The organism is Paenibacillus ferrarius, assembly GCF_002027705.1.
In the GTDB taxonomy this organism is placed as follows: domain Bacteria; phylum Bacillota; class Bacilli; order Paenibacillales; family NBRC-103111; genus Paenibacillus_E; species Paenibacillus_E ferrarius.
Map to the genome: position 1 here is coordinate 1 of NZ_MBTG01000035.1, position 24,189 is coordinate 24,189.

Below are 24,189 nucleotides of genomic sequence, written 5' to 3' on the forward strand. Positions count from 1 at the left end.
TTTGAACGATTGCTCGTTCGTGCTTACTCACTCGTTGTTCAGTTTTCAAAGATCAATTTCTCTCTTTATTTCATCGCCATCCGTTTAGCGGCGACTTTTTCAATATACCACATCGCCTTAGCACAATGCAAGTTTTATTTTCAAGAACTTTGAAATTCTTTTCAACAACACTCTTGCTTGTCCACCATTTCGAAGGGGCGAGATATAAAATACCATAGAAAGAGAGGGTAAGTCAAGAACTACCCTCTATTTTTTTTGAGCCTGATTATTGCGGTTTCTGGCATACTTGGATATTTCCTTTGGTGACGCTAAACGAGCATACATCCTGAAGATGACTTTATATCTGGATTCTATGGCCCCTTTAATTTCTTGATCCATTCGTTTGTCATTAAGATCGAATAGCATTTCATCTAATTCTTTGCGCAAAACATAATCTAACTCTCTGCATTCCCGTTCATTGAACAAAAATCCGAGCATACATCCATCCAAACCCCTCTCAGCTGTAGAGATTTATGGCACTGCTAGTATGGGTTAACCGAAGATAAGCCTGATGAAACAGCCCACCTCCTTACCGCTTTACTGTTATGCTCAGATTTTGCCATTTTTATGACAAGGATCTGAAAATATTTTACAGGTGCACCAACCAGTACGTAAGGGTGCTTTCAATAATAGCTGCCAACAGCAGCAAGGCAACAATAGCTACTATAAGCGGCTTAGTGAGAGACATTACTTTCTTCAATTCGATACTAGCCGTTCTGAGTTTAACGGGAACAAACAGCTGCAAGCCAGATTTCCAAACCAATAATCCTAGCTTAAGCCCATACGCGCACGCAATCAGAATAACCGGAATTTCTATAATGCCGTGGGGAAGTATCCCTTTGAGAACTGCCGACAATGCGCTCTCATGTGTCTGTAGGGTGAGTACATAGCCAAGTATCATACCATTAGCGACCAGCATAAAGAGCGGTAAAATACCGAAGAGCAATCCAAGAAAAATGATAAGGACAGACTTAATGGCATTATTCAAAAAAATGATTACAAAATACCAAATTTGTGGGTTATCTTTGTTGCTAAGTGACTGGCTAATCGACTTAAGCCCCTGAATTTGTCCTTCTAGAAAGTGCGAGAACTGACTAGAATTGGACCAGCCTAAGTAAAAGCTGAATGCAAATACCAACACAACTACGATGAAATAATGTTTCATTTCTTTAAAATGGTGAAGCAGCGGTTTGAATGTCATCTTCCATTCCTCCAATTTCGGAAGCATAAGTCCTGTGTACGAGCATACAGTATTTAATAAAGAGTATACAAGCCTTGCCTGCCCAGGACGAGGTTTACAAGGAGGTACAAGCTACGGATGAACTACTTTTTCGTTGTCAACGCTAGGAAATTCAAACAATATGTGTTTATTGCGCTTGCCATTGTGTTCGCGGGAGCAATCGTCTATTCCGAGCAAAGCAATGTATCTGTTTTCTCAAACACGGAACCTTCGGCTATTTATAGTGTCCAGACGGAGAGAAAGGTCATTGCCCTGACCTTCGATATTTCCTGGGGAGAGAAGCGTGCAGAGCCTATTTTAAAAATACTTAAAGATAAAGGTGTGAATGATGCTACTTTCTTCCTATCCTCCCCTTGGGGTAAAAGCCACCCGGAAATTGTCGAACAGATCAAAAAAGATGGCTTTGAAATCGGCAGTCACGGGAACAAACACGCCAATTACAGCACGCTTAGTGACGAGGAAATACGCAAGCAAATCTCCACAGCACACGGTATTTTGACTGAATTGATCGGAAAAGAGCCGAATTTGATAAGGCTGCCCAATGGCGACTTCGACAAACGTGTTCTGCGGATTGCAGAAGACTTAGGCTATTCTGTTATTCAATGGGACACTGACTCGCAAGATTGGTTAAACAAAGGGGTGGATACCATTATTAATCGCGTTGTCTCCAAAGCTCATCCCGGAGACATCGTCCTCCTGCATGCCAGCGATTCTTCCCAGCAAACACATGAAGCACTCCCTGTCATCATTGATCAGTTAAAATCCAAAGGGTATGAGTTCGTTACCGTAAGCGAGTTAATCAAACAAACCAAAGTGGAAACAACGCCAGTAGAAGATCGCGCGATGAAGCAAATTCAATAAGGGTCTGTATGAAAAAAAGAGCTAAGTGATTAGCTCTTTTTGTTATCTAATATTTTATGTAGGATGAGGATTTGCCATGCATTACATACAAGCAATGGGGCTAACATGAAGAAGCTCGATGCTGCATTATCCAGTTTTAGCGCAGGCACAGCTTCCAAAACGGTTACCGCACACATGAAAAACAAAGTCGGAATAAACGCATTTCGATTCGTCATTTTTACTTTCCAGTAAGCAACGCCTAACGAAATAATTAATATAAGGATGGGCAACACTATGTAACTGAATACCGAACCGGTGCCTTCAAAATTAGTCATTCTGAGATAGACGAGATCAAACAATACAACAATGACAACGGCCAGCTGCAAGAGATCCCATACCGTTTTGGATCGAATAATACCCACAGCAATAAACCTAACAATTAGATAAGCAAAAAAGCCCATTTGACTGAGTACACTGATGGTTGCGCCACCAAGAAGCATGTTCAGTACATTAAACCCAACCGCCGATAACCCCATGACAGAAAATTCTTTGTCGGAATATTGTAATAGGAGTCCAATAACTATAGATACAACCATTCCTAATAATAGTGTTGTCCAAAATAAATGAAACCATTTACGCAACGTCAAGATCATTACCTCCACACTTCAACTCTAATTGTTAATTGTACCAACGTTTGAGATAAAAAGCCAATGAATCCCCCTTATAATATCTCCCTAACCACACATACTAACATTATTAAGCTAGGGAAGGGAGCATGCTTTTATGTTCATAAGAAGGCTAGGAAAATTGCAAGTCTTACCGTTCATTTCAATCGCTTTGCTTCTCTCATCGTGTGGGTCTGATAATTCATCACAAGGTCAATCTCAAGCCAATACGTATAAAGAACAAAAGACCATGGTCCTCGACATCCTCAAGTCGGACGATGGCAAAAAAGCAATAAGCGCCGCAAACCGCAGCATCATGAATGGCGATGTTGGGAGCAACAGCATTGCTGGTCAATCTCAAATCAAACTTCTTTCCGCGAATGAATCTTTACAGCTGCAGATGGCCGTTAAGGATGTTCTCACTGCCAAAGAAAATAATATGTTTCTTACCGATATGATGAAGGATCCCAAGTTCGCAGGTGATTTCGCCAAAGCGATTCAAAAGGAAACCAAGCAGATGTTTAAAGAACTGCTCAAAGATCCTGAATACCAAAAATCTCTCGTTGATGTAATGAAAAATCCGGATTATGAGAAAATGATGCTGGATGTAATGAAAACAGCCTCTTATCGTCAGCAAATGATGACGGTCATGGAGGAATCTATCCAGAGTCCCCTATTCCGCTCACATATGGTAGATCTCCTTAAGTCAGCCATTGCGCAGCAAAGTAAATCGGATCAAATGCCTACAGCCAAAAGCGCAGATAAGAAATCTGGCGGCGGCGGTGGTGGCGGTGGGGAAAGTAAAAGCGGAGATGATAAGCAGAAGGACGAAAAAAGCGATTCCAGTTCCGGGGATTCCGACCAACAAGATGACAAGAAGAAAAAGAAGGACTCCAGTTCTTCCGAATCATAGGACAAAAAAAGGGCGCGCGGACTTTCATCCGCATGCCCTTTTCGTTGTTTACTTCTCTAATTTGTTAATGATTGCCGCGGCCATTTCGAGGTACAACTGGCCTGTATTGGAGTCCTGCTTGTAAACGGATGGAGAATAATCAATTTCGGAAATATGATTATCTGGAGCTCCTAGTGGAATCTGCGCCAATAGTTCACTATGCAGATCTTCCGCCAGCTTAGCTCCGCCACCTTTGCCGAATACATAATCTTTGGAGCCGTCCTTGCTTTCGTAATAGGACATATTCTCAACAATACCTAGAATCTCATGGTTGGTTTGAATCGCCATAGCCCCCGCTCTGGCTGCCACAAATGCCGCTGTCGCATGCGGGGTAGTCACGATGACCTCTTTGCTCTGAGGAATCAATTGATGCACGTCCAAAGCAACGTCACCGGTGCCTGGAGGAAGATCTAACAATATGTATTCAACATCTCCCCAATTAACTTCATTGAAGAAATTGCGCAGCATTTTGCCCAGCATAGGTCCACGCCAAACAACGGGTGCATTGTCTTGGACAAAGAAACCCATAGAGATGACTTTAACGCCAAACTTCTCAACCGGCATAATGACATTGTCAACCAGCTTTGGCTGTTCTTCTATGCCCATCATATCCGGAATGCTAAAACCATATATATCGGCATCAATAATGCCCACTTTCTTACCCTGCCGGGCCAAAGCTACAGCCAAATTAACCGTTACCGTGGATTTGCCCACTCCACCCTTGCCGCTGGCAATGGCGATGAACTCAACCGTAGACGTCTCTCCTAAAATAGGTTGGTCAATCGGCGGTTGAACAGGTTGTGTAGACTTCGACTGCTCTGCCGGCGCTCCATCGTTATTCCCAATCTGATTGCGCTCATAATCGGTCATAAGTCTAAAACGCACGTGCACTTGGGCTGCACCCAATTTCTCTAGAGTTTGGCTTATGTAGGATTTGGCTTTCTCTTTGAAAGCCTCATCTTCTGAGGTAATAATCAGGCTTAATGACACGTTCTCACCGTTAAACAAGACGTCTCTAATTAAATTAAGCTCAACAACACTTTTGTTATACTGAGGTTCTATAAGAGGTTTTAATGCTTCAAACAGCTGATCTTTCGTTATCATAGCCACACCGCACCTTTATTTAGACATCGTATTTGTGGCTTTTATTATAACACATTCTGATTAAGAACCCACTTTTTCCCCAGCAAAATATCGCAGCACCCCTTGATAAATCGACGCCGCTATCTTTCTCTGATATTTCTCGTCCGCCAATAACCGTGCTTCCTCCGGATTTGAAAGAAAGCCTACTTCGATTAACGCGCTAGGAATTTTCAAGGCCTTTAATAAATAAACGGTCTTGTCCGCTAATTTGGCGACACGATCGGTATTTTCCAGATTTCTCTTAAGCTCAAGCTGAATGAGGGAAGCCAAATTCGGATTATTGGGATTATTCGCATAGTAGAACGTTTGTGCGCCTTTCCATTTTGGAGAGGGAATGCTGTTTAAATGCACGCTAAGAAACAGATCCGCATTCTTATCGTTGATAAGATCCGCACGGTTGTGAAGATCCTCTGTTTTTCTCTTACTATAGCCTTTGGTACCTGGCTCAGCCAGATCCGTATCTGTTTCCCTGGTCATAATGACAAGAGCTCCGGCTTGCTGCAAGTAATCCCGCAGCTGCAAGGTGATGGCAAGATTAATATCTTTCTCAATCACCCCTTCCTTGCTTGAAGCACCGCCATCTGGTCCTCCATGCCCTGCATCTAAAGCAATTGTTTTACCTGACAAGGGCAGGTTCCAATCGGACCAGGTTTTCGTAGCCGGCAGCTCATAGGCATAGATGAATACGACCAGAGCGACCAACAAGGTCGAAAGGACAAGCTTAAGACTACTGTTAAAAGTCAGCCAAACGACCAACCTTTTCTTCCTTTTGCGCATAAAAAATCCACCTCTGTTCCCCATAGACTCTGTATCATCTATATGGGACAGGGTGGACAAATATACCTTGCTTCTTGCTTGCACTTGATATCCGTCGAAGCAGAAGTAAAGCTGCTGAAAATCTCTTGCGCTTCATACACGTTATAGTAATCGCCTACACTTGCGTGATCGCGTCCAACGATGAAGTGGATACATCCATAGTTCTTTCGTACAATCGCATGTATAATCGCCTCACGAGGGCCTGCGTGACGCATAGCAGCCAGATAACCCCCTAGGAATGTCATGCATTTACACGAATTCATTTCAAGTTCAATTATTACTTATGAAGTCCACATTCTGTCTTCTCAATACTTGCCCAACGACCCGCGCGCGGATCTTCACCATCGGCCACAGGACGCGTGCAATGTGTGCATCCGATACTTGGGAAATTACGATCATGCAATGGGTTGTAAATAACGTCATTCTCACGAATGTAGTTCCAGACATCTTCGGACGTCCAACCAGCAAGTGGATTGAATTTAATTAAACCAAATTTCACATCATATTCAACTTTTTTTGCATTAGCGCGTGTTGGCGCTTGATCGCGGCGGATACCCGTGATCCATGCATCATAGTTTTTGAGGATATCAGTTAAAGGATCTACTTTACGTATGTTGCAGCATTGGTTTGCATCGCTTTTCCAAAGCTCATCGCCGAATTTCTCAGCTTGCTCATCTAAAGTAAGTTTAGGCAGCACTTGGACAAACTTTGTTCCGTAATGCTGTTCCAAACGATCTCTAGTCTCGTAAGTTTCTGCGAAATGAACATTCGTATCCAAATAAAAAATATCTACATTTGGATTAATCTTTTGCAGCATATCTACAAGCACAACGTCTTCAGCACCGAAGCTGCAAGCAAGCGTTAAGCTTGAGAAAGTTTCGACTGCTAATTTCAATACAGCTTCCGGCGATTGATTTTCGAATTCCTCAGCAGCCTTTGTTACAAAAGCTTCTTTTTCAAAAAGATTCATGTGAGTTCCTCCATTATTATTTATTTTTAATCCCGACTGTTATTGTATGATTTACTGTTAATTATAGCTGAGATCTTTCTTCTGTCAATGACTTCTCATCATTTTGGTATAAACTTTTTGTTTTCTTTATAAAAATAGGCTCCTTCTTGTCTGTGTATGAACAAAAAAAGAAACCTTTCCAGCATAATGCCGAAAAGGTTTCTCTTGAGCGCCATAAGGCGCCATTTCTTAACGTTTGGAGAATTGAGGAGCACGACGAGCGGCTTTCAATCCATATTTTTTTCGCTCTTTCATACGGGAATCACGTGTTAAGAATCCTGCTTTTTTCAGGGATCCACGGTATTCCGGATCAACTTTCAACAATGCACGGGAAATCCCATGACGAATTGCGCCAGCTTGTCCGCTGATGCCACCGCCATTTGCAATTACAAGAATGTCGTATTTACCAACAGTTTCTGTAAGTGCCAATGGTTGTTTAACGATCAGTTTCAAAGTTTCTAGACCGAAGTACTCGTCTAGATCACGTTTATTGATGATGATACGTCCTTCACCCGGTAATAGGCGTACACGCGCTACCGAATGCTTACGACGACCCGTTCCATAATATTGAACTTGTGCCACGAAACGTTCCTCCTTATATTAACCGCGAAGATTCCAGACTTCTGGTAGTTGTGCTTGGTGTGGATGCTCTTCTCCACCGTAAACTTTAAGCTTAGTTTTCAAGCTATCACCAAGACGGTTCTTTGGAAGCATACCGTGCACGGCAAATTCGATCATGCGATCAGGTTTGCTGTTAAGCAAATCTTGAGCGGAAGTCACTTTTAAACCACCTTGGTACAAAGAGTGACGGTAGTACATTTTGTTTTGCATTTTCTTACCAGTTAGCTTAATTTGGGAAGCATTGATAACAACTACGAAATCGCCAGTATCTACGTGTGGAGTAAACTCCGGTTTGTGCTTACCGCGGATAATGCTAGCTACTTCACTTGCAAGACGGCCAAGTGTTTGGCCTGCAGCGTCAACAATGTACCATTTACGCTCAACTTCATTTGGCTTAGCCATATATGTGGTGCGCATGCTTAGTCCTCCTAAAAATATATCTCAATAACATTATTATTATGGTTACATTACATTAGCGATGGATGGTATTCATGGCAATTAAGGATCAGGGGCTGTGGGGTAGCCGATCACGAAACGCCAAGTTATATTTTACACGAAGATTCGATAAGAATCAAGTAGTGTTTTAGGCTTTTTAATACTCAACTCGCCATAGCGTTAAACCCATAGCTTCGGCCGTAGGCCCTGCTTCAGCTCGATCTCTGGCTTCAAGAATACGCAGCATGTCGCTGCTTGTTCTCTTGCCTTCACCAATCTGTATCAGCGTTCCTACGATGATCCTAACCATGTTATACAGGAAGCCGTTCCCCGTCACAATCAGACGGATCCTTGCGACCTTGGCCGTCGACATCATCTCATCGGTTTCAGTCTCCATACGAACCTCGTAGAGAGTTCTCACCTTGTCTTCCTTATCTGTTCTCACCGTACAAAAAGAAGTGAAATCATGCTCTCCTAGCAAGCAAGGGAGCGCCTCTCTCATGGCTTCCACATTTAAATGCGTAGGGTGATGGTATTCAAAGTTGCGGTGAAAGACATCAGGGAAGCGCGCCGAGCGAATCGTATAACAATATGTCTTGCGTTTCGCGGCTTTGCGAGAATGAAAGGAAGGAGGGACCTCTTCCGCGGTATGTGCGACGATATCCCTAGGCAATCGAGCATTTAGAGCTAAACACCAACGTTCCACTGGGATCTTGGAGCTCGTGGTGAAATTAATAACTTGTGCTTTCGCATGTACACCGGCATCTGTACGGCCGGATGAGATGACTTTCACCGACTCACCCGTCAACATCCTTACAGCCTGCTCCAAACGATACTGAACCGTATCTGCTTTGGGTTGTATCTGATACCCCGAATAGGCCGTACCATCATAGCTAATGGTGAAACGTAGATTTCTCAAGGCTTGTTCCTCCATGAGTCATCCTTCCTATCTCCGTGGTTAGCCAATGCTAAACTCACACTAGAGGAACGCGCCTAGACTGCAAAAAAAGGGCTTCACCAGAATCTAAGTAGATTCCGTCCACCCTTTCCCATCCGTTTTTATGCGCGATCTACTAGCTCTAGGTAAACCATTGGTGCTGCGTCACCGCGGCGTGGTCCCAGTTTAAGGATACGTGTGTATCCACCTGGACGCTCGGAGTAACGAGGTGCCAAATCGGAGAACAGTTTTTGAATCGCATCTTGATTCTCGTTTGCAGCTTCTCTACGTACAAAAGCAGCTACCTGACGGCGTGCGTGCAGATCTCCGCGTTTCGCAAGAGTGATTAACTTCTCAGCGATTGAACGAAGTTCTTTTGCTTTTGCTTCTGTAGTTTGAATGCGTTCATGTATGAACAGATCTGTTACCAGATCACGGAATAATGCTTTACGATTACTGGAATCGCGGTTCAACTTCCTGTAGTTCATTGAATTAACCTCCTTCTGACACGATTATTCCTCGGTACGCAGACCCAAACCAAGCTCTTCGAGCTTTTCTTGAACTTCTTCAAGCGATTTGCGGCCTAAGTTCCGAACTTTCATCATGTCTTCTTCTGTTTTGGTAATAAGCTCTTGTACGGTGTTAATCCCTGCGCGCTTGAGGCAGTTATAAGAACGAACAGATAGGTCAAGTTCCTCGATAGTCATCTCCAGAACTTTCTCTTTCTTATCTTCTTCTTTCTCCACCATAATCTCAGCGTCTTTGGCTTCATCCGTCAAACCGACGAATAAATTCAAATGCTCCGTTAAGATTTTGGCACCCAAGCTCACTGCTTCTTCTGGTCGAATACTTCCATCGGTCCACACTTCGAGGGTCAACTTATCATAGTTAGTCACTTGGCCGACGCGAGTATTCTCAATACTGTAGTTTACTCGGGTAATAGGCGTGTAGATCGAATCAATTGGAATTACGCCAATTGGTTGTTCTTCATGCTTATTTTTGTCCGATTGGACATAACCGCGACCTCTGCCCGCATGAATCCTCATATGAAGACGCGCATCTGGAGACAAGGTAGCGATATGAAGATCCGGATTAAGAATCTCTACATCGCTGTCACCGCGGATATCAGCCGCCGTGATGTTGCCTTCTCCTTCAGCATCAATTTCAAGCACTTTCTCCTCGTCGGAGTGAATTTTCAACGAGAGACCTTTCAGATTGAGGATAATTTCCGTTACATCCTCAAGCACGCCAGGAATCGTTGAAAACTCATGCAAAACGCCATCGATTTGGACAGAGGTTACTGCTGCCCCGGGTAAAGAGGACAGTAAGATACGACGTAGTGAGTTACCTAAGGTTGTACCGTAGCCACGCTCCAACGGCTCAATGATAAATCTACCATAAGCGCCATCTTCACTTAATGCTACAGTTTCTATTTTTGGCTTTTCGATTTCGATCATGAAATGTACCCTCCATTCAATACGTCGTTTCCCTCTGGATACTTCGCTTCAAAATTTAATAGTATGCCTATCCTTCAACCCATTATTCACGATTTTAGGAAAATTATACTACAAAGTGATCCCGAATTATACGCGACGACGTTTTGGAGGACGGCAGCCATTATGAGGAACCGGAGTCACGTCTTTAATTAGGTTTACTTCCAGACCTGCTGCTTGCAAAGAACGAATTGCAGCTTCGCGGCCAGCGCCTGGTCCTTTTACCATAACTTCAACAGTTTTCAAACCATGCTCCATTGCTGCTTTAGCTGCTTTTTCAGCTGCCATTTGCGCTGCGAAAGGAGTACTTTTACGGGAACCTTTGAATCCAAGGTTTCCTGAACTTGCCCAAGAAATTGCGTTACCATGAGGATCCGTGATCGTTACGATCGTGTTGTTAAACGTTGAACGGATGTGTGCTACACCAGTTTCAATATTTTTCCGGTCACGACGTTTCGTACGGACGACTTTTTTAGGTTTTGCCATTAGCTCTAACCCCCTTTATTATTTCTTCTTATTAGCTACCGTACGACGAGGACCTTTACGTGTACGAGCATTAGTTTTAGTACGTTGTCCACGAACAGGAAGACCACGACGGTGACGAAGACCACGGTAGGATCCGATTTCGATTAGACGTTTGATGTTTAAGGAAATTTCGCGGCGAAGGTCGCCTTCTACTTTAAGGGTTTTGTCAATTACATCACGGATTTTGCTCACTTCATCTTCCGTAAGGTCGCGAACGCGAGTACTAGCGTCGATACCTGTGGAAGCGATAATTTTCTGAGCAGTTGTAGTGCCGATACCGAAAATGTAAGTCAACGCGATTACAACTCGTTTGTCACGAGGTAAGTCAACTCCAGCTAAACGTGCCATCTACAGATTGCACCTCCTTTTAACCTTGTTTTTGTTTGTGCTTAGGATTTTCACAGATTACCATAATGTTACCTTTACGGCGAATAACTTTACATTTCTCGCAAATCGGTTTGACTGACGGTCTTACCTTCATATTAAGCCCTCCTTTAAGATTTCATCGTAAGCACCATGTTGCGTTTTCGTTAGAAAACTTGCTTCGTAAGCATACGCCTTGAAAGAGTAACTTACATATAGCCGAACATTTATTTAAAACGGTAGGTTATACGGCCTCTCGTTAAATCGTAAGGCGATAATTCTACGGTAACCTTATCTCCAGGCAAAATGCGGATAAAGTGCATTCTGATTTTACCGGATACATGGGCTAGGATTTTATGACCATTTTCCAATTCAACTTTAAACATTGCATTCGGAAGAGGTTCAATCACTGTACCTTCTACTTCAATTACATCTTCTTTGGCCACAGTCATTCTCCTTTCAATTGTGCTTCATCTTGCATAAGTTCAACGAATTTGGCAATTGCGAAACGCAACTTTCCATTAGTTACACGACCTGTTTCCCTAATGCTGGACTCGACTTCACTGCTAATCGTTTCTTGTAATTGAAGATGATTCAGGTTCTTCTTCTTCGGTTGATCGAACTTGCGATGAACGCCGTCTGCAAGCCAGACGAAGCGATGATCGACAATGCCAATCACGACCGCATATTCTCCGGGATCTCTACCGCGAAGCACCTTTACGATTTGACCCACTTTTGGAATTACACTATCCACACATCATCACCTACGATCTAGGCAAAGTTAATATTTCATAACCGGCTGCCGTAATTGCAATCGTATGTTCAAAATGAGCACACAGCGTACGATCCGAAGTGACTACAGTCCAATCGTCTTCGAGTGTTTGGACATATCTTTCGCCAACGACCACCATCGGTTCAATGGCTAGGACCATGCCTGGTTTGAGACGAGGACCTTTGTCAGGAACACCGTAATTCGGAATTTGCGGTTCTTCATGAAGATCCGTTCCGATACCGTGACCGACATACTCTATAACCACGGAGAAGCCTGCGTCTTCAATACAAGTTTGGATTGCATGCGACAACGTGTAGAGTCTAGTATCCGGTTTAGCTTCTGCTATGCCTCGATAGAGTGATTCTTCTGTCACAGCTAACAAACGTTTGGCTGTATCGGAAATCTCACCGACAGGATATGTCCAAGCAGAATCTCCATGATAACCTTTATACTGAGCACCAATATCGATACTAATAATATCGCCCTCAGCCAGCTTTCTTGGACCAGGAATACCATGAACTAATTCTTCGTTGACTGAAGCACATATGCTTCCAGGAAAACCGTTATAGCCTTTGAAAGATGGAATCGCTCCCTGACTGCGAATGAATTCCTCTGCGATCTGATCAAGTTCTTTCGTTGTAATGTTCGGACGAATCGCCCTTGCCAATAAGCGGTGCGTTTCGGCTACGATACGACCAGCTTCTCGCATTAGGTCTAGTTCAACCTCGGACTTACAAATGATCATTACGCTAGACCTCGTAGCAGTGAGCTAATTTGTTCGGTTACCGCATGAATGTCTTGTTCCCCGTTAACCTCACGCAATAATTCCCTCTTTTGGTAGTAATCCAGCAGCGGAGCCGTTTTGTTGATATACTCATCCAAACGTGTTCCAACTTTCTCTTCCGTATCATCAGATCGTTGGTACAACTCACCTGAACATTTATCGCATACGCCTTCTTGCTTTGGTGGGTTGAAGATTACATGATACGTAGCACCACAGGATTTACAAATTCTTCGGCCGGTTAGTCGAGCAAGCAAGAAACTGCGATCAACGGAAAGATTAATAACGATCTCAATCTTCTTACCCAATGATTCAACGATTTCAGATAATGCATCTGCTTGAGCAACAGTTCTAGGGAACCCGTCAAGCAAGAAACCTTTGTCGCAATCTGGTTGAGCAAGTCGCTCTCTCACAATACCATTCGTGATTTCATCAGGAACAAGAAGTCCCTTATCCACATAACCTTTGGCTTCAACACCAAGCGGTGTTCCTTGGCTCATCGCCAAGCGAAATGCATCTCCAGTTGAAATATGAGGAATTTGAAATTCACTTACGATTTTCTCAGCCTGCGTACCTTTGCCTGCACCAGGAGGCCCCATAAAAATTACGTTCAACTTTATAACCTCCCATCGCACTCGGCATTACGAACAGCACAATAGGTGCCGATGTTGCATAACTTGCCCCATCAGAACCTATTAGCTATTTATTGATAAACCCTTTGTAATGCCGCTTAATCAATTGGCTCTCGATTTGTTTCATTGTCTCAAGACCAACGCCTACTACGATAAGTAAAGATGTACCACCAATCCGAACCGAGCTAGGCAAACCTGCAAGTCCTCCGAATAACATTGGAAGAATCGAGATTGCTGAAAGAAACAGCGCACCAGAAAGAGTAATTCTAGTCATTACACGAGTCAGATAAACGGAAGTTGTCTTCCCGGGTCTAATACCTGGAATATACCCGCCATTTTTCTTCATTTGATCAGCCATTTGAACTGGATTAATTTGAACGAAGGTATAAAAGTAGGTGAAGCCAATAATCAACAGTACATACAGAACAATCGCTAGAGGTGCAGTTTGGTTAATACTCAAGTTATTAATGATCCATTCTGCAACAACATTCCCTCTCCAATAACTTGCGATAGTAGGAGGAAACATCAACAACGATAGTGCAAAGATAACTGGGATTACGCCAGCAGCATTCACTTTAAGTGGAATGTGCGTCGTTTGACCACCATACATTTTACGACCAACTACGCGTTTGGCATATTGAACAGGTATCTTGCGAACACCTTGTTGAACAAATATGACTCCGGCAATAATCAGTATGACAACCAAAGCAATAATGATCAGTTTCACGATGTTCAGGAACAAAGCTCCTTCGGTCGCAAACAGTGATTTGTAAATTTGCTGTATGCTTGTAGGAATCGCCGCGACGATACCTGCAAAGATGATAATGGAAATACCGTTGCCAATCCCATACTCCGTGATTTGCTCGCCAAGCCACATCAAGAAGGCTGTACCAGCTGTCAGTATGATAGCAATCATAGCAAAAGTAGTGAAGCCCGGATCAATCACGAGTCCGCTGTAAAGACGGTTAAACCCGATGGAAAGACCAAAAGCTTGAATCACACCTAGCACAATCGTACCGTACCGAGTAACTTGTGTCATCTTCTTTCTTCCGACATCTCCTTCTTTTGCCCACTGCGCAAAGCGCGGGATAACATCCATGGACAAAAGCTGAACAATGATGGAAGCGGTAATGTAAGGCATAATTCCCATCGCGAAGATGGAGAATTGGAAGAGCGCACCGCCGGAAAACGTGTTAAGCAAACCAAAGACATCGCTCTGATTCGCTTGGTCTTGAAGTTTCAGAACATCAGTGTTAATGTTCGGCACCGGAATGAACGCGCCTAAGCGGTAGACGATAAGCAAAATGAGCGTGAATAAAATTCTTCTCCGTAAATCTTCTACCTTGAAGATGTTGGCTATGGTACTGAACATTAAATCACCTCGGTTTGACCGCCGACAGCTTGGATTTTCTCAATCGCTGATTGAGAGAACTTATTCGCTTTAACGGTTAATTTTACTGTGATTTCACCGTTTCCTAAAATCTTGATGCCGTCTTTAGGAGCTTTAACAATACCAGCCTCCATTAGAACTTCTGGAGTAACTTCAGTACCAGCTGCGAAATTGTTCAAATCTTCAAGATTCACGATTGCGTATTCCGTACGGAAACGATTCGTGAAACCACGTTTAGGTAAACGACGGTATAATGGGTTTTGTCCACCCTCGAATCCAGGACGAACGCCTCCACCGGAACGTGCGTTTTGACCCTTGTGTCCGCGAGTTGATGTTTTACCCATGCCGCTACTAGTACCACGTCCAACACGTTTACGAGTTTTACGGGAACCAATAGCAGAACTTAGCTCATGTAACTTCATCGTTGCACACCTCCTCTAGATCTTAATATGTGTTACTATGCTTCGATTTCTTTAACTTCTACCAAATGGCTTACTTGATTAACCATGCCTCTGATTGCAGCATTATCTTGATGAAGAACAGTTTGGTGCAGCTTGCGCAGACCAAGTGTTTTCACAGTAACGCGTTGCGTTTCAGGGCGGCCAATCAGGCTGCGTTTTAGGGTAATTTGTAATTGTTTCGCCATGTTTACCCCTCCTAACCTAATAGCTCTTGAACTGTTTTTCCACGAAGCTTTGCAACTTCTTCCGCTTTTTTCAAACGGCTTAAGCCTTCAAGCGTTGCGTTAACCATGTTCATGGAGTTCGATGAACCCAGGGATTTTGTCAAGATATCGCCGATACCAGCAAGTTCAAGTACTGCACGAACTGGTCCGCCTGCGATAACTCCTGTACCTTGGGAAGCTGGTTTCAACAGAACACGTCCTGCACCAAACTTACCTGTTACAAGGTGAGGAATCGAAGTGCCTACGATAGGAACATGAATCAAGTTCTTTTTCGCATCTTCAATGCCTTTGCGGATTGCATCAGGAACTTCGGAAGCTTTACCGATTCCTGCGCCAACCCAGCCATTGCCATCGCCAACGACAACAAGTGCGCTGAAGCTGAAACGACGTCCGCCTTTTACTACTTTAGCTACGCGATTAATATTAACGACTTTTTCTGTTAGCTCTAAAGTATTAGGATCTACACGCAAGTCTTTTACCTCCTTATATATGTTTTTCCTAGAATTCTAGTCCAGCTTCACGAGCTGCATCAGCTAATGCTTGAACACGTCCATGATAAAGGTATCCACCGCGGTCAAAAACCACTTTGTCAAAACCTTTAGCTTTCGCGCGCTCAGCGATTAATGCGCCAACTTTACGAGCAGCTTCTACGTTGCCACCGTTACCAATATCACTTTTCAGATCTTTATCTTGAGTCGATGCCGAAGCGATTGTTACGCCTGTTGTATCATCGATCAATTGAGCATACATGTGTTTGGAAGAACGGAAAATGTTTAAGCGCGGACGAACAGTTGTACCTTCAATTTTCTTACGAACACGAAGGTGTCTTTTCAAACGTGCTTTATTTTTATCGCTTTTAGTAATCATCTATACTTACACTCCTTTCATCATCTTATGATGCGAGGCTTATGCTTACGTAGCAAGCTCTCTCGAGAGAACTTTTAGCTATTACTCGCGATCTTACGATCTTATTTCTTCTTACCAGCTTTACCTTCTTTACGAAGGATGCGCTCGCCTTCATACTTGATCCCTTTACCTTTATACGGCTCAGGTTCACGTACGGAACGAACTTTTGCTGCCATAGCGCCTACTAATTCTTTATCAATACCTTTAACGATAATTTTCGTATTCGATGGAACATCGAATTCAATACCGTTCTCAGGAGTGATTTCAACTGGATGGGAGTAACCAACGTTGAGAACCAGTTTGTCACCGCTTTTGTTTGCACGGTAACCTACGCCTACTAGATCCAAAGATTTCGTGAAGCCTTCCGTTACGCCACTTACCATGTTGGCAACAACACTACGTGTTGTACCATGCAGGGAACGGTGGAGTTTGTTATCGGAAGGACGCTCAACGGAAATCTCGTTTTCTAGAACATTTACTTTCATATCTTTATGAAGTTCACGGGATAAAGAACCTTTAGGGCCTTTAACCGTAATTTGAGTATTGTCTAGTGTTACATTTACACCACTTGGAATGGTGATTGGCTTACGACCAATACGAGACATGTTTGCACCTCCATTCAATTACAATTGTATTACCAAACGTAGCAGATAACCTCTCCGCCAGCTTTGGATTGACGAGCATCTTTATCCGTCATAACTCCTTTAGATGTGGAGATGATGGCAATCCCTAATCCGCCCAATACACGAGGGACTTCTTGTGATTTTGTATAAACGCGTAGACCTGGTTTACTAATTCTTTTCAAACCAGAGATAACACGCTCATTGTTTGAACCGTATTTCAGGAACAAACGAATGATACCTTGTTTGCTATCTTCAACGTACTCAGCATCACGGATAAATCCTTCTTTTTTAAGGATTTCAGCGATTTCCCTCTTCACTTTTGACGCAGGAATTTCAACTGTTTCATGACGTACGATATTCGCATTACGAATGCGAGTTAGCATATCTGCAATTGGATCTGACATGACCATTTTGTGTAAACCTCCTTCCCGAAAATAGGGTGATTACCAGCTTGCTTTTTTAACGCCAGGAATCTGACCTTTATGTGCTAATTCGCGGAAACAAATCCGACAAATTTTGAACTTGCGAAGCACTGAATGCGGACGTCCGCAGCGCTCACAACGTGTGTATGCTTGCACTTTAAACTTCGGGGTACGTTGCTGTTTGACTTTCATCGAAGTTTTTGCCACTTAATATAACACCTCCTGATAGGTACGACTGGTGACCTATTTTACGAATGGTGCTCCGAGTTGTGTTAAAAGCTCGCGAGCTTCCTCGTCAGACTTAGCCGTCGTTACGATAACAATATCCATACCACGAACTTTATCAATTTTATCATACTCAATTTCAGGGAAAATGAGTTGTTCTTTCAGACCAAGTGTGTAGTTTCCACGGCCGTCAAAAGCCTTGTTGGAAATACCACGGAAGTCACGTACACGTGGAAGTGATACGTTGAAAAGTTTATCCAAGAAATGATACATGCGCTCGCCGCGAAGAGTTACTTTCACGCCGATTGGCATATTCTCACGAAGTTTGAAACCCGCGATAGCTTTTTTGGATTTGGTTACAACTGGTTTTTGACCAGCGATTTTTTGAAGATCTTCTACTGCAGTATCAAGTACTTTGGAGTTCGAAACAGCCTCACCAACACCCATGTTGATAACGATTTTCTCGACTTTAGGAACTTGCATTACTGTTGAGTAGTTAAACTTTTGGATTAACGCTGGAGTAATTTCGTTCAAATAACGATCTTTCATTCTTACTGCCATGACTCATTTGCCTCCTTTCCATGCTTGTTTGTATTAATCGATAACTTCGCCGGATTTTTTCGCGATGCGAACTTTCGTTCCGTTATCCAATACTTTGTAACCTACGCGAGTAGGCTTGCCGCTCTTAGGATCAATCAGCATCACGTTGGAAACGTGGATTGCCGCTTCTTGATTTAAGATACCGCCTTGTGGGTTTTGTTGGGATGGTTTCGCATGTTTCTTAACCATGTTCACACCTTCAACAAGTACACGGTTTTGACGAGGATAAGCAGCGATAACGCGACCCTTTTTACCTTTGTCTTTACCTGTGATCACAAAAACCGTATCGTCCTTTTTCACGTGCAGTTTATTGTTATGAGATTCTAATCTCTTTTTTAATCTTGGCATTAGCTTCTACACCTCCTGAGGTTTCCCGTAAGGAAAACAAACATCGTAACTGTTCTTAGATAACTTCTGGAGCCAAGGATACGATCTTCATGAAGTCTCTGTCACGAAGTTCGCGCGCAACTGGTCCAAAGATACGTGTACCACGTGGGCTTTTATCTTCTTTCACGATAACAGCCGCATTCTCATCGAATGAGATATATGAACCGTCTTTACGACGAGCTCCGCTCTTCGTACGAACGATAACTGCTTTAACAACGTCACCTTTTTTGACAACGCCACCTGGTGTTGCTTCTTTTACTGAACAGACGATCAAATCACCAATGTGACCAACGCGACGACCAGTACCACCCAAAACGCGGATACACATTAATTGTTTCGCACCTGAGTTGTCAGCGACAGCCAAACGAGTAAATGGTTGAATCATCGTATTCCCTCCTTTCGAGGTTCATGTCTATAATATTAGATAACAACTGCAACTTCAATTACTTCAACCAGTCTCCAGCTTTTATCTTTGGACAATGGTCTAGTTTCACTGATTTTCACAGTGTCACCAATTTTAGCTTGGTTGTTTTCATCATGTGCTTTAAACTTTTTCGTATGTTTGATTCTCTTGTGATAGAGATCATGTTTTTTGTAAGTTTCGACAGCAACAACAATGGTTTTATCCATTTTATCGCTGACAACTTTACCGATCAGGACTTTACGATCGTTACGTTCAGCCATCTAAGGAACCCTCCCTTCTAGATTTGGTTACCCAATCCCCAATTCTCTTTCACGCAAAATAGTCTTGGCACGAGCGATCTCTTTACGCAAATCACGAATTTGAGTCGGGTTGTCCAATTGACCAGTAGCTAGTTGAAAACGGAGGTTAAAGAGTTCTTCTTTAAAACCATTAACTTTTTGCTCAATTTCAGCAGTGGTTAAGTTCCGGAATTCACTACCCTTCATTTGCTTCACCGCCTACTTCTTCTCTTTTCACGAATTTCGTTTTGATTGGAAGCTTGTGAGCAGCAAGACGCATCGCTTCACGAGCGACCTCTTCACTTACACCAGCAAGTTCAAACAAAATTTTACCCGGTTTTACTACAGCAACCCATTTTTCCACGTTACCTTTACCACTACCCATACGAACTTCGAGCGGTTTTTGTGTAACTGGTTTAGCTGGGAAGATTTTAATCCAAACTTTACCGCCACGTTTGATGTAACGTGTCATGGCAATACGTGCTGCTTCGATTTGACGGTTGGAAACCCAAGCCGGTTCTACCGCTTGCAGACCATATTCGCCAAAAGCTACTTCCGTACCGCCTTTAGCGCGACCCTTCATGTTACCGCGGTGTTCTTTACGGTGTTTTACACGTTTAGGTACTAACATGATTTAAATTCCTCCTTCCGGCTGAGCCTTTTTCTTAGCTGGCGGAAGTACTTCTCCACGATAAATCCATACTTTTACACCGATACGTCCATAAGTAGTGGCTGCTTCAGCAGTACCATAGTCGATATCCGCACGAAGCGTATGAAGTGGAACAGTTCCTTCGCTATATCCTTCCGTACGAGCAATCTCAGCACCGCCAAGACGTCCGCTAGTTGCTACTTTAATACCTTTAGCGCCGGATCTCATTGTTCTTTGCATAGCTTGTTTCATCGCACGACGGAAAGAAACACGACGTTCCAATTGAAGTGCAACAGCTTCAGCTACTAGAATAGCATCAAGGTCAGGGCTTTTGATTTCAGAAATGTTGATGTGAACTTTTTTATTGGACATAGCAGCGATGTAGTTGCGAATAACTTCAACTTCAGCTCCGCCTTTACCAATAACCATTCCTGGTTTTGCAGTATGAATCGTAACGTTCACACGGTTAGCCGCGCGCTCGATATCGAATCGGGAAACTGCGGAATCTTTAAGTTTATTCTTCAAGTATTCGCGGATTTTGACATCTTCAAGCAACAGAGTTCCGAAATCTTTCTCTGCGAACCATTTGGACTCCCAATCACGAATAATACCAATTCTAAAGCCTACCGGGTTTACTTTCTGACCCACACGTTATCCCTCCTTATTTTTCAGATACCACGATTGTGATGTGGCTGGTACGTTTTTTGATCGCGCTAGCACGGCCCATTGCACGTTGTTGGAACCTTTTCATTGTTGGTCCTTGGTTAACAAACGTCTCAGAAACCACTAGTTTATTAGGATCTAATGAATAGTTATGCTCTGCATTGGCAATTGCGGAATTCAATAGTTTCTCCAGAATTGGAGAAGCTGCTTTAGGCGTATGACGCAGAATCGCGATCGCTTCACCTACCGCTTTTCCCCGAATCAAGTCAACAACTAGCTTTGCTTTACGAGGAGCAATCCGAGCGTGGTTCAATATTGCTTTAGCTTGCATGGTAGTACCTCCTCTCGGTTAAAAATGAAATTAACGTTTTCCGGTTTTTTTATCGTCGTCGTGACCTTTGTAAGTACGTGTTGGAGCAAATTCACCAAGCTTATGTCCAACCATATCTTCTGTTACATAAACAGGCACGTGTTTTCTTCCATCGTACACTCCGAAAGTGTGACCAACGAATTGCGGGTAAATCGTAGAACGACGGGACCACGTTTTGATAACCAGTTTTTTACTGGATGTGTTCAAGTCTTCTACTTTTTTCAGTAAGTATCCATCAATAAATGGACCTTTCTTTAAGCTGCGACCCATGGGTGTTCCTCCCTTCCTTGAACCTTAAGAGAATTCATATTACTTCGTACGGCGACGTACAATGTATTTATCGGATGCTTTACCTTTTTTACGAGTTTTGAAACCAAGCGTCGGTTTACCCCATGGAGACATAGGTGATTTACGTCCGATTGGTGCACGTCCTTCACCACCACCGTGTGGGTGATCATTCGGGTTCATTACGACCCCACGAACTTGTGGACGATTGCCTTTCCAACGATTACGTCCTGCTTTACCGATTTTCACGAGTTCGTGATCTTCGTTACCAACAGAACCGATTGTTGCGCGGCAAACTTTAAGTACTTTACGAACTTCACCGGATGAAAGGCGAATCGTTACGTAAGTATCTTCTTTACCAAGCAATTGAGCTTCTGTACCAGCAGCGCGCACTAATTGTGCACCTTTACCAGGTTTCAACTCAATGTTGTGGATAACTGTACCAACTGGAATGTTTTCCAATGGAAGAGCGTTACCGATTTTGATATCGGATTGTGGTCCGGATACGATGCGATCGTCCACTTTAAGACCTTTAGGAGCGATGATGTATCTTTTCTCACCATCTGCATAATGAATCAATGCGATGTTTGCGGAACGGTTAGGATCGTACTCAACTGTAGCAACGCGTCCTGGTATTCCATCTTTAGTACGTTTGAAATCGATAATACGGTATTTACGTTTGTGTCCACCACCATGGTGACGAACCGTAATTTTACCTTGGTTATTACGACCAGCATGCTTGAACAGAGGAGCAAGCAAGGATTTCTCCGGTGTTGATGTTGTGATTTCTTCAAAAGTAGAAACCGACATCGCACGTCGTGCTGGTGAGGTTGGTTTATATTTTTTAATTGGCACTCTGATTTCCTCCTAACTTTAAGAAATGGGGTTTATACCGATTCAAAGAATTCCAATTCTTTGCTTTCTGCGCTCAAGGACACGATAGCTTTCTTCCAGATGGAAGTGTAGCCGGAGTGTTTGCCATAGCGTTTAGGCTTAGCTGGCATTCTCAATGTGTTTACATTTGTAACTTTTACTTTGAAGATAGCTTCAATGGCTTGTTTAATTTCTGTTTTGTTAGCGCGAAGATCCACTTCGAAAACATACTTTTTGTTAGCCATTAGGTCGCTTGTACGCTCAGTGATGATCGGGCGCTTGATAATGTCGCGTGGATTTTTCATTGTGCAAGCACCTCCTCAACTTTCTGTACAGCTTCTTGTGTAATGATCAATTTGTCATACAACATGACATCAAGAACATTCACACCATTAGCAGCAACGAATTTCACACCTGGGATATTGCGAGCAGATAAAGCAACGTTGGAGTCGTTAGCAACGCCTACAACCAATACTTTACGATCTACTTTCAGGTTGTTCAAGATTGCTACGAATTCTTTCGTCTTAGGAGCATTCAATTCAAGTTGATCCAATACGATCAAGTTGTTATCGATAAGTTTCGAGGACAAAGCGGATTTGATCGCTAAGCGACGAACTTTTCTAGGTAATTTGAAACCATAGCTGCGAGGAGTTGGTCCGAATACGGTACCGCCGCCTTTCCACTGTGGAGCACGAATACTACCTTGACGAGCACGGCCTGTTCCTTTTTGTTTCCAAGGTTTACGACCGCCGCCGCGTACTTCTGAACGACCTTTTGTTTTGTGTGTCCCTTGACGCACAGCTGCTTGTTGCAAGAGAACAGCTTCATGAATCGCGTGAACGTGAGGTTCAATTCCGAAAACAACGTCAGACAGTTCAACTTCTCCTACCTGAGCACCTGTTACATTATATAAAGCTACTTTTGGCATCTGTCTTCCTCCTTTCTTACTTTTTAACAGCAGACTTCACGCTAACGTAGCTGTTTTTAGGGCCCGGAATGGAACCTTTAACTAGCAATACATTACGTTCAGCATCTACTTTAATGATTTGCAAATTTTGCAAAGTTACTGTTTCGTTACCCATGTGCCCTGGCAATTTCTTACCTTTAGGAACGCGGTTTGCTTGAATGGAACCCATCGAACCTGGTCCGCGGTGATAACGTGATCCGTGTGCCATAGGGCCTGTGGATTGGTTATGTCTTTTGATGTTACCTTGGAAACCTTTACCTTTGGAAGTACCCGTTACATCAACGAATTCGCCCTCTGTAAACAGATCTGCTTTCAGCTCTTGACCAACTTCATAGTCACCCAACTGAATGCCACGAATTTCTTTAACGTAGCGCTTAGGCGTTGCCCCTGCTTTTTTCGCATGGCCAAGCTCTGGTTTAATGATTCTGCTAGCTTTAACATCATCAAAACCGATTTGGATCGACTCATATCCGTCGTTATCCACATCTTTCTTTTGCAGTACCACACATGGTCCCGCTTGAATGACAGTTACCGGAACTACATTACCCTCCGGAGTAAACAACTGTGTCATCCCAAGTTTTTTTCCTAAGATACCTTTCATCGTTGACACCTCATTTCCTTCCTAAACGTTCAATTCTATAGTAGTTTTACAGTTTGATCTCAATGTCAACGCCAGACGGTAAGTCTAAACGCATCAGAGCATCAACTGTTTGTGGTGTAGGATTCACAATATCGATTAGACGCTTATGCGTACGCATTTCGAATTGCTCACGCGAATCCTTGTACTTGTGTACCGCACGAAGAATCGTGATGATTTGCTTCTCTGTCGGAAGCGGAATCGGACCGGATACACCTGCACCGGAACGCTTGGCAGTTTCCACGATTTTCTCAGCTGATTGATCAATGATTCTGTGATCATAAGCTTTCAAACGGATACGAATTTTTTGCTTTGCCATATAAGTCCCTCCTTCTATCGCCCAATTTAGTATCGGACATACTCCGTGAAAATTCTCCAACAACCATCCCCATGGCAAAGGGGCCAGGTGTGTCGGCAACCTTTCACATCATCGCAACGTCACAGACCAACGTTTTATATTATATAAAATTTGAAAGTGAATTGCAAGCTTATTTTTAGGCATTCGCATAAAAAAACACTCATCGCCTAAACGATGAGTGTTT

42 protein-coding genes and 1 pseudogene are annotated in these 24,189 nt (G+C 43.2%); 2 read left to right on the plus strand and 41 right to left on the minus strand.

Annotated elements, in window-relative coordinates; all coding sequences use genetic code 11:
- Positions 1-246: 246 nt before the first annotated feature.
- A complete protein-coding gene (locus BC351_RS29910) occupies positions 247-477 on the minus strand; it encodes a hypothetical protein (RefSeq protein WP_079417935.1) in 231 nt (76 codons plus the stop codon).
- A 151-nt stretch (positions 478-628) separates the two neighbouring features.
- Positions 629-1,240 (minus strand): stage II sporulation protein M, encoded by a 612-nt coding sequence (locus tag BC351_RS29915; protein WP_079417937.1) that lies wholly within the window; start codon positions 1,238-1,240, stop codon positions 629-631.
- A gap of 117 nt (positions 1,241-1,357) precedes the next feature.
- Between BC351_RS29915 and pdaB the strand changes: the two genes are divergently transcribed.
- Complete coding sequence (gene pdaB, locus BC351_RS29920; RefSeq protein ID WP_079417939.1) at positions 1,358-2,140, plus strand: polysaccharide deacetylase family sporulation protein PdaB; 783 nt, start codon at positions 1,358-1,360, stop codon at positions 2,138-2,140.
- Positions 2,141-2,169: 29 nt separating this feature from the next.
- Here the strand turns inward: pdaB and BC351_RS29925 are convergent, their stop codons facing one another.
- Positions 2,170-2,766 carry a KinB-signaling pathway activation protein gene (locus BC351_RS29925; RefSeq protein ID WP_079417943.1) on the minus strand — a complete coding sequence of 199 codons (597 nt, stop codon included), beginning with the start codon at positions 2,764-2,766 and terminating at the stop codon, positions 2,170-2,172.
- Positions 2,767-2,902: 136 nt separating this feature from the next.
- Here BC351_RS29925 and gerD point away from each other — a divergent pair, with 136 nt between their 5' ends.
- Positions 2,903-3,697, plus strand: coding sequence for a spore germination lipoprotein GerD (gene gerD, locus BC351_RS29930; RefSeq protein ID WP_144028572.1), 795 nt, complete (start codon positions 2,903-2,905; stop codon positions 3,695-3,697).
- Between the two features lie 48 nt (positions 3,698-3,745).
- On the opposite strand, the gene BC351_RS29935 is transcribed toward gerD, so the two are convergent.
- The 38 genes and pseudogenes from BC351_RS29935 to rpsJ all read right to left on the minus strand — a co-directional run bounded on the left by BC351_RS29935 (position 3,746) and on the right by rpsJ (position 23,966).
- Entirely contained in the window at positions 3,746-4,840 is a 1,095-nt protein-coding gene (locus tag BC351_RS29935) for an Mrp/NBP35 family ATP-binding protein (RefSeq protein ID WP_079417947.1), read from the minus strand.
- Between the two features lie 60 nt (positions 4,841-4,900).
- A complete protein-coding gene (gene cwlD / locus BC351_RS29940; RefSeq protein ID WP_079417951.1) occupies positions 4,901-5,656 on the minus strand; it encodes an N-acetylmuramoyl-L-alanine amidase CwlD in 756 nt (251 codons plus the stop codon).
- A gap of 112 nt (positions 5,657-5,768) precedes the next feature.
- Positions 5,769-5,946: pseudogene (gene sat, locus BC351_RS29945) on the minus strand (sulfate adenylyltransferase); the annotation flags it as partial.
- A gap of 26 nt (positions 5,947-5,972) precedes the next feature.
- Positions 5,973-6,665 carry a phosphoadenylyl-sulfate reductase gene (locus BC351_RS29950; RefSeq protein WP_079417955.1) on the minus strand — a complete coding sequence of 231 codons (693 nt, stop codon included), beginning with the start codon at positions 6,663-6,665 and terminating at the stop codon, positions 5,973-5,975.
- 228 nt (positions 6,666-6,893) lie between these two features.
- Positions 6,894-7,286 carry a 30S ribosomal protein S9 gene (rpsI, locus tag BC351_RS29955; RefSeq protein ID WP_079417958.1) on the minus strand — a complete coding sequence of 131 codons (393 nt, stop codon included), beginning with the start codon at positions 7,284-7,286 and terminating at the stop codon, positions 6,894-6,896.
- A gap of 18 nt (positions 7,287-7,304) precedes the next feature.
- The gene (gene rplM, locus BC351_RS29960) at positions 7,305-7,742 is read right to left on the minus strand and encodes a 50S ribosomal protein L13 (RefSeq protein ID WP_079417962.1); all 438 of its coding nucleotides are present in this window, start codon (positions 7,740-7,742) and stop codon (positions 7,305-7,307) included.
- Between the two features lie 175 nt (positions 7,743-7,917).
- Positions 7,918-8,679, minus strand: coding sequence for a tRNA pseudouridine(38-40) synthase TruA (truA, locus tag BC351_RS29965; protein WP_079418104.1), 762 nt, complete (start codon positions 8,677-8,679; stop codon positions 7,918-7,920).
- A gap of 140 nt (positions 8,680-8,819) precedes the next feature.
- Positions 8,820-9,185, minus strand: a complete 366-nt coding sequence (rplQ, locus tag BC351_RS29970; RefSeq protein WP_079417964.1) for a 50S ribosomal protein L17 — start codon at positions 9,183-9,185, stop codon at positions 8,820-8,822.
- Between the two features lie 24 nt (positions 9,186-9,209).
- Complete coding sequence (locus tag BC351_RS29975; protein ID WP_029196443.1) at positions 9,210-10,154, minus strand: DNA-directed RNA polymerase subunit alpha; 945 nt, start codon at positions 10,152-10,154, stop codon at positions 9,210-9,212.
- 126 nt (positions 10,155-10,280) lie between these two features.
- Complete coding sequence (gene rpsK, locus BC351_RS29980; RefSeq protein WP_079417968.1) at positions 10,281-10,676, minus strand: 30S ribosomal protein S11; 396 nt, start codon at positions 10,674-10,676, stop codon at positions 10,281-10,283.
- An 18-nt stretch (positions 10,677-10,694) separates the two neighbouring features.
- Entirely contained in the window at positions 10,695-11,063 is a 369-nt protein-coding gene (gene rpsM / locus BC351_RS29985; RefSeq protein ID WP_028557471.1) for a 30S ribosomal protein S13, read from the minus strand.
- 19 nt (positions 11,064-11,082) lie between these two features.
- On the minus strand, positions 11,083-11,196 hold the full coding sequence (gene rpmJ / locus BC351_RS29990; RefSeq protein ID WP_029196444.1) for a 50S ribosomal protein L36: 114 nt from the start codon (positions 11,194-11,196) through the stop codon (positions 11,083-11,085).
- Between the two features lie 109 nt (positions 11,197-11,305).
- A complete protein-coding gene (gene infA / locus BC351_RS29995; protein ID WP_009676800.1) occupies positions 11,306-11,524 on the minus strand; it encodes a translation initiation factor IF-1 in 219 nt (72 codons plus the stop codon).
- A gap of 2 nt (positions 11,525-11,526) precedes the next feature.
- Entirely contained in the window at positions 11,527-11,832 is a 306-nt protein-coding gene (locus BC351_RS30000; RefSeq protein ID WP_079417973.1) for a KOW domain-containing RNA-binding protein, read from the minus strand.
- A gap of 10 nt (positions 11,833-11,842) precedes the next feature.
- Positions 11,843-12,595, minus strand: coding sequence for a type I methionyl aminopeptidase (gene map, locus BC351_RS30005; protein ID WP_079417978.1), 753 nt, complete (start codon positions 12,593-12,595; stop codon positions 11,843-11,845).
- Positions 12,595-13,245 (minus strand): adenylate kinase, encoded by a 651-nt coding sequence (locus BC351_RS30010; protein WP_079417983.1) that lies wholly within the window; start codon positions 13,243-13,245, stop codon positions 12,595-12,597. Before BC351_RS30010 ends, map begins: the two co-directional genes overlap by 1 nt.
- An 85-nt stretch (positions 13,246-13,330) precedes the next feature.
- A complete protein-coding gene (secY, locus tag BC351_RS30015) occupies positions 13,331-14,635 on the minus strand; it encodes a preprotein translocase subunit SecY (protein ID WP_079417987.1) in 1,305 nt (434 codons plus the stop codon).
- Positions 14,635-15,075: a 50S ribosomal protein L15 gene (gene rplO, locus BC351_RS30020; protein ID WP_079417990.1), complete on the minus strand. Its 441-nt coding sequence runs from the start codon at positions 15,073-15,075 to the stop codon at positions 14,635-14,637. The genes secY and rplO overlap by 1 nt, the downstream gene beginning before the upstream one ends.
- A gap of 35 nt (positions 15,076-15,110) precedes the next feature.
- Positions 15,111-15,299, minus strand: coding sequence for a 50S ribosomal protein L30 (rpmD, locus tag BC351_RS30025; RefSeq protein WP_079417994.1), 189 nt, complete (start codon positions 15,297-15,299; stop codon positions 15,111-15,113).
- 11 nt (positions 15,300-15,310) lie between these two features.
- Positions 15,311-15,808, minus strand: a complete 498-nt coding sequence (rpsE, locus tag BC351_RS30030; protein WP_029196451.1) for a 30S ribosomal protein S5 — start codon at positions 15,806-15,808, stop codon at positions 15,311-15,313.
- Between the two features lie 28 nt (positions 15,809-15,836).
- On the minus strand, positions 15,837-16,205 hold the full coding sequence (rplR, locus tag BC351_RS30035) for a 50S ribosomal protein L18 (RefSeq protein WP_079417997.1): 369 nt from the start codon (positions 16,203-16,205) through the stop codon (positions 15,837-15,839).
- Between the two features lie 101 nt (positions 16,206-16,306).
- A complete protein-coding gene (rplF, locus tag BC351_RS30040; RefSeq protein WP_079418000.1) occupies positions 16,307-16,849 on the minus strand; it encodes a 50S ribosomal protein L6 in 543 nt (180 codons plus the stop codon).
- A 29-nt stretch (positions 16,850-16,878) separates the two neighbouring features.
- A complete protein-coding gene (rpsH, locus tag BC351_RS30045; RefSeq protein WP_056834171.1) occupies positions 16,879-17,277 on the minus strand; it encodes a 30S ribosomal protein S8 in 399 nt (132 codons plus the stop codon).
- 33 nt (positions 17,278-17,310) lie between these two features.
- Positions 17,311-17,496, minus strand: coding sequence for a type Z 30S ribosomal protein S14 (locus tag BC351_RS30050; RefSeq protein ID WP_029196455.1), 186 nt, complete (start codon positions 17,494-17,496; stop codon positions 17,311-17,313).
- 36 nt (positions 17,497-17,532) lie between these two features.
- Positions 17,533-18,075, minus strand: coding sequence for a 50S ribosomal protein L5 (gene rplE / locus BC351_RS30055; RefSeq protein ID WP_079418003.1), 543 nt, complete (start codon positions 18,073-18,075; stop codon positions 17,533-17,535).
- Positions 18,076-18,108: 33 nt separating this feature from the next.
- Positions 18,109-18,462: a 50S ribosomal protein L24 gene (gene rplX / locus BC351_RS30060; RefSeq protein WP_079418006.1), complete on the minus strand. Its 354-nt coding sequence runs from the start codon at positions 18,460-18,462 to the stop codon at positions 18,109-18,111.
- A gap of 55 nt (positions 18,463-18,517) precedes the next feature.
- Positions 18,518-18,886, minus strand: a complete 369-nt coding sequence (rplN, locus tag BC351_RS30065) for a 50S ribosomal protein L14 (protein ID WP_028557485.1) — start codon at positions 18,884-18,886, stop codon at positions 18,518-18,520.
- Positions 18,887-18,921: 35 nt separating this feature from the next.
- Positions 18,922-19,185 (minus strand): 30S ribosomal protein S17, encoded by a 264-nt coding sequence (gene rpsQ, locus BC351_RS30070; RefSeq protein WP_079418009.1) that lies wholly within the window; start codon positions 19,183-19,185, stop codon positions 18,922-18,924.
- 27 nt (positions 19,186-19,212) lie between these two features.
- A complete protein-coding gene (gene rpmC, locus BC351_RS30075; protein ID WP_028557487.1) occupies positions 19,213-19,410 on the minus strand; it encodes a 50S ribosomal protein L29 in 198 nt (65 codons plus the stop codon).
- Positions 19,400-19,834, minus strand: coding sequence for a 50S ribosomal protein L16 (gene rplP / locus BC351_RS30080; protein ID WP_029196459.1), 435 nt, complete (start codon positions 19,832-19,834; stop codon positions 19,400-19,402). The genes rpmC and rplP overlap by 11 nt, the downstream gene beginning before the upstream one ends.
- Positions 19,835-19,837: 3 nt before the next feature.
- The gene (gene rpsC / locus BC351_RS30085) at positions 19,838-20,500 is read right to left on the minus strand and encodes a 30S ribosomal protein S3 (protein ID WP_079418013.1); all 663 of its coding nucleotides are present in this window, start codon (positions 20,498-20,500) and stop codon (positions 19,838-19,840) included.
- A 13-nt stretch (positions 20,501-20,513) separates the two neighbouring features.
- Positions 20,514-20,846, minus strand: coding sequence for a 50S ribosomal protein L22 (gene rplV, locus BC351_RS30090; RefSeq protein WP_028557490.1), 333 nt, complete (start codon positions 20,844-20,846; stop codon positions 20,514-20,516).
- 30 nt (positions 20,847-20,876) lie between these two features.
- On the minus strand, positions 20,877-21,155 hold the full coding sequence (gene rpsS, locus BC351_RS30095) for a 30S ribosomal protein S19 (RefSeq protein WP_029196461.1): 279 nt from the start codon (positions 21,153-21,155) through the stop codon (positions 20,877-20,879).
- A 39-nt stretch (positions 21,156-21,194) separates the two neighbouring features.
- Complete coding sequence (rplB, locus tag BC351_RS30100) at positions 21,195-22,025, minus strand: 50S ribosomal protein L2 (RefSeq protein WP_079418016.1); 831 nt, start codon at positions 22,023-22,025, stop codon at positions 21,195-21,197.
- Positions 22,026-22,057: 32 nt separating this feature from the next.
- On the minus strand, positions 22,058-22,348 hold the full coding sequence (gene rplW / locus BC351_RS30105; protein ID WP_028557493.1) for a 50S ribosomal protein L23: 291 nt from the start codon (positions 22,346-22,348) through the stop codon (positions 22,058-22,060).
- Positions 22,345-22,971 (minus strand): 50S ribosomal protein L4, encoded by a 627-nt coding sequence (gene rplD / locus BC351_RS30110; protein WP_079418020.1) that lies wholly within the window; start codon positions 22,969-22,971, stop codon positions 22,345-22,347. The genes rplW and rplD overlap by 4 nt, the downstream gene beginning before the upstream one ends.
- A 16-nt stretch (positions 22,972-22,987) precedes the next feature.
- Positions 22,988-23,611 carry a 50S ribosomal protein L3 gene (gene rplC, locus BC351_RS30115; protein WP_029196463.1) on the minus strand — a complete coding sequence of 208 codons (624 nt, stop codon included), beginning with the start codon at positions 23,609-23,611 and terminating at the stop codon, positions 22,988-22,990.
- A 46-nt stretch (positions 23,612-23,657) separates the two neighbouring features.
- The gene (rpsJ, locus tag BC351_RS30120) at positions 23,658-23,966 is read right to left on the minus strand and encodes a 30S ribosomal protein S10 (RefSeq protein WP_028557496.1); all 309 of its coding nucleotides are present in this window, start codon (positions 23,964-23,966) and stop codon (positions 23,658-23,660) included.
- Positions 23,967-24,189 lie beyond the last annotated feature (223 nt).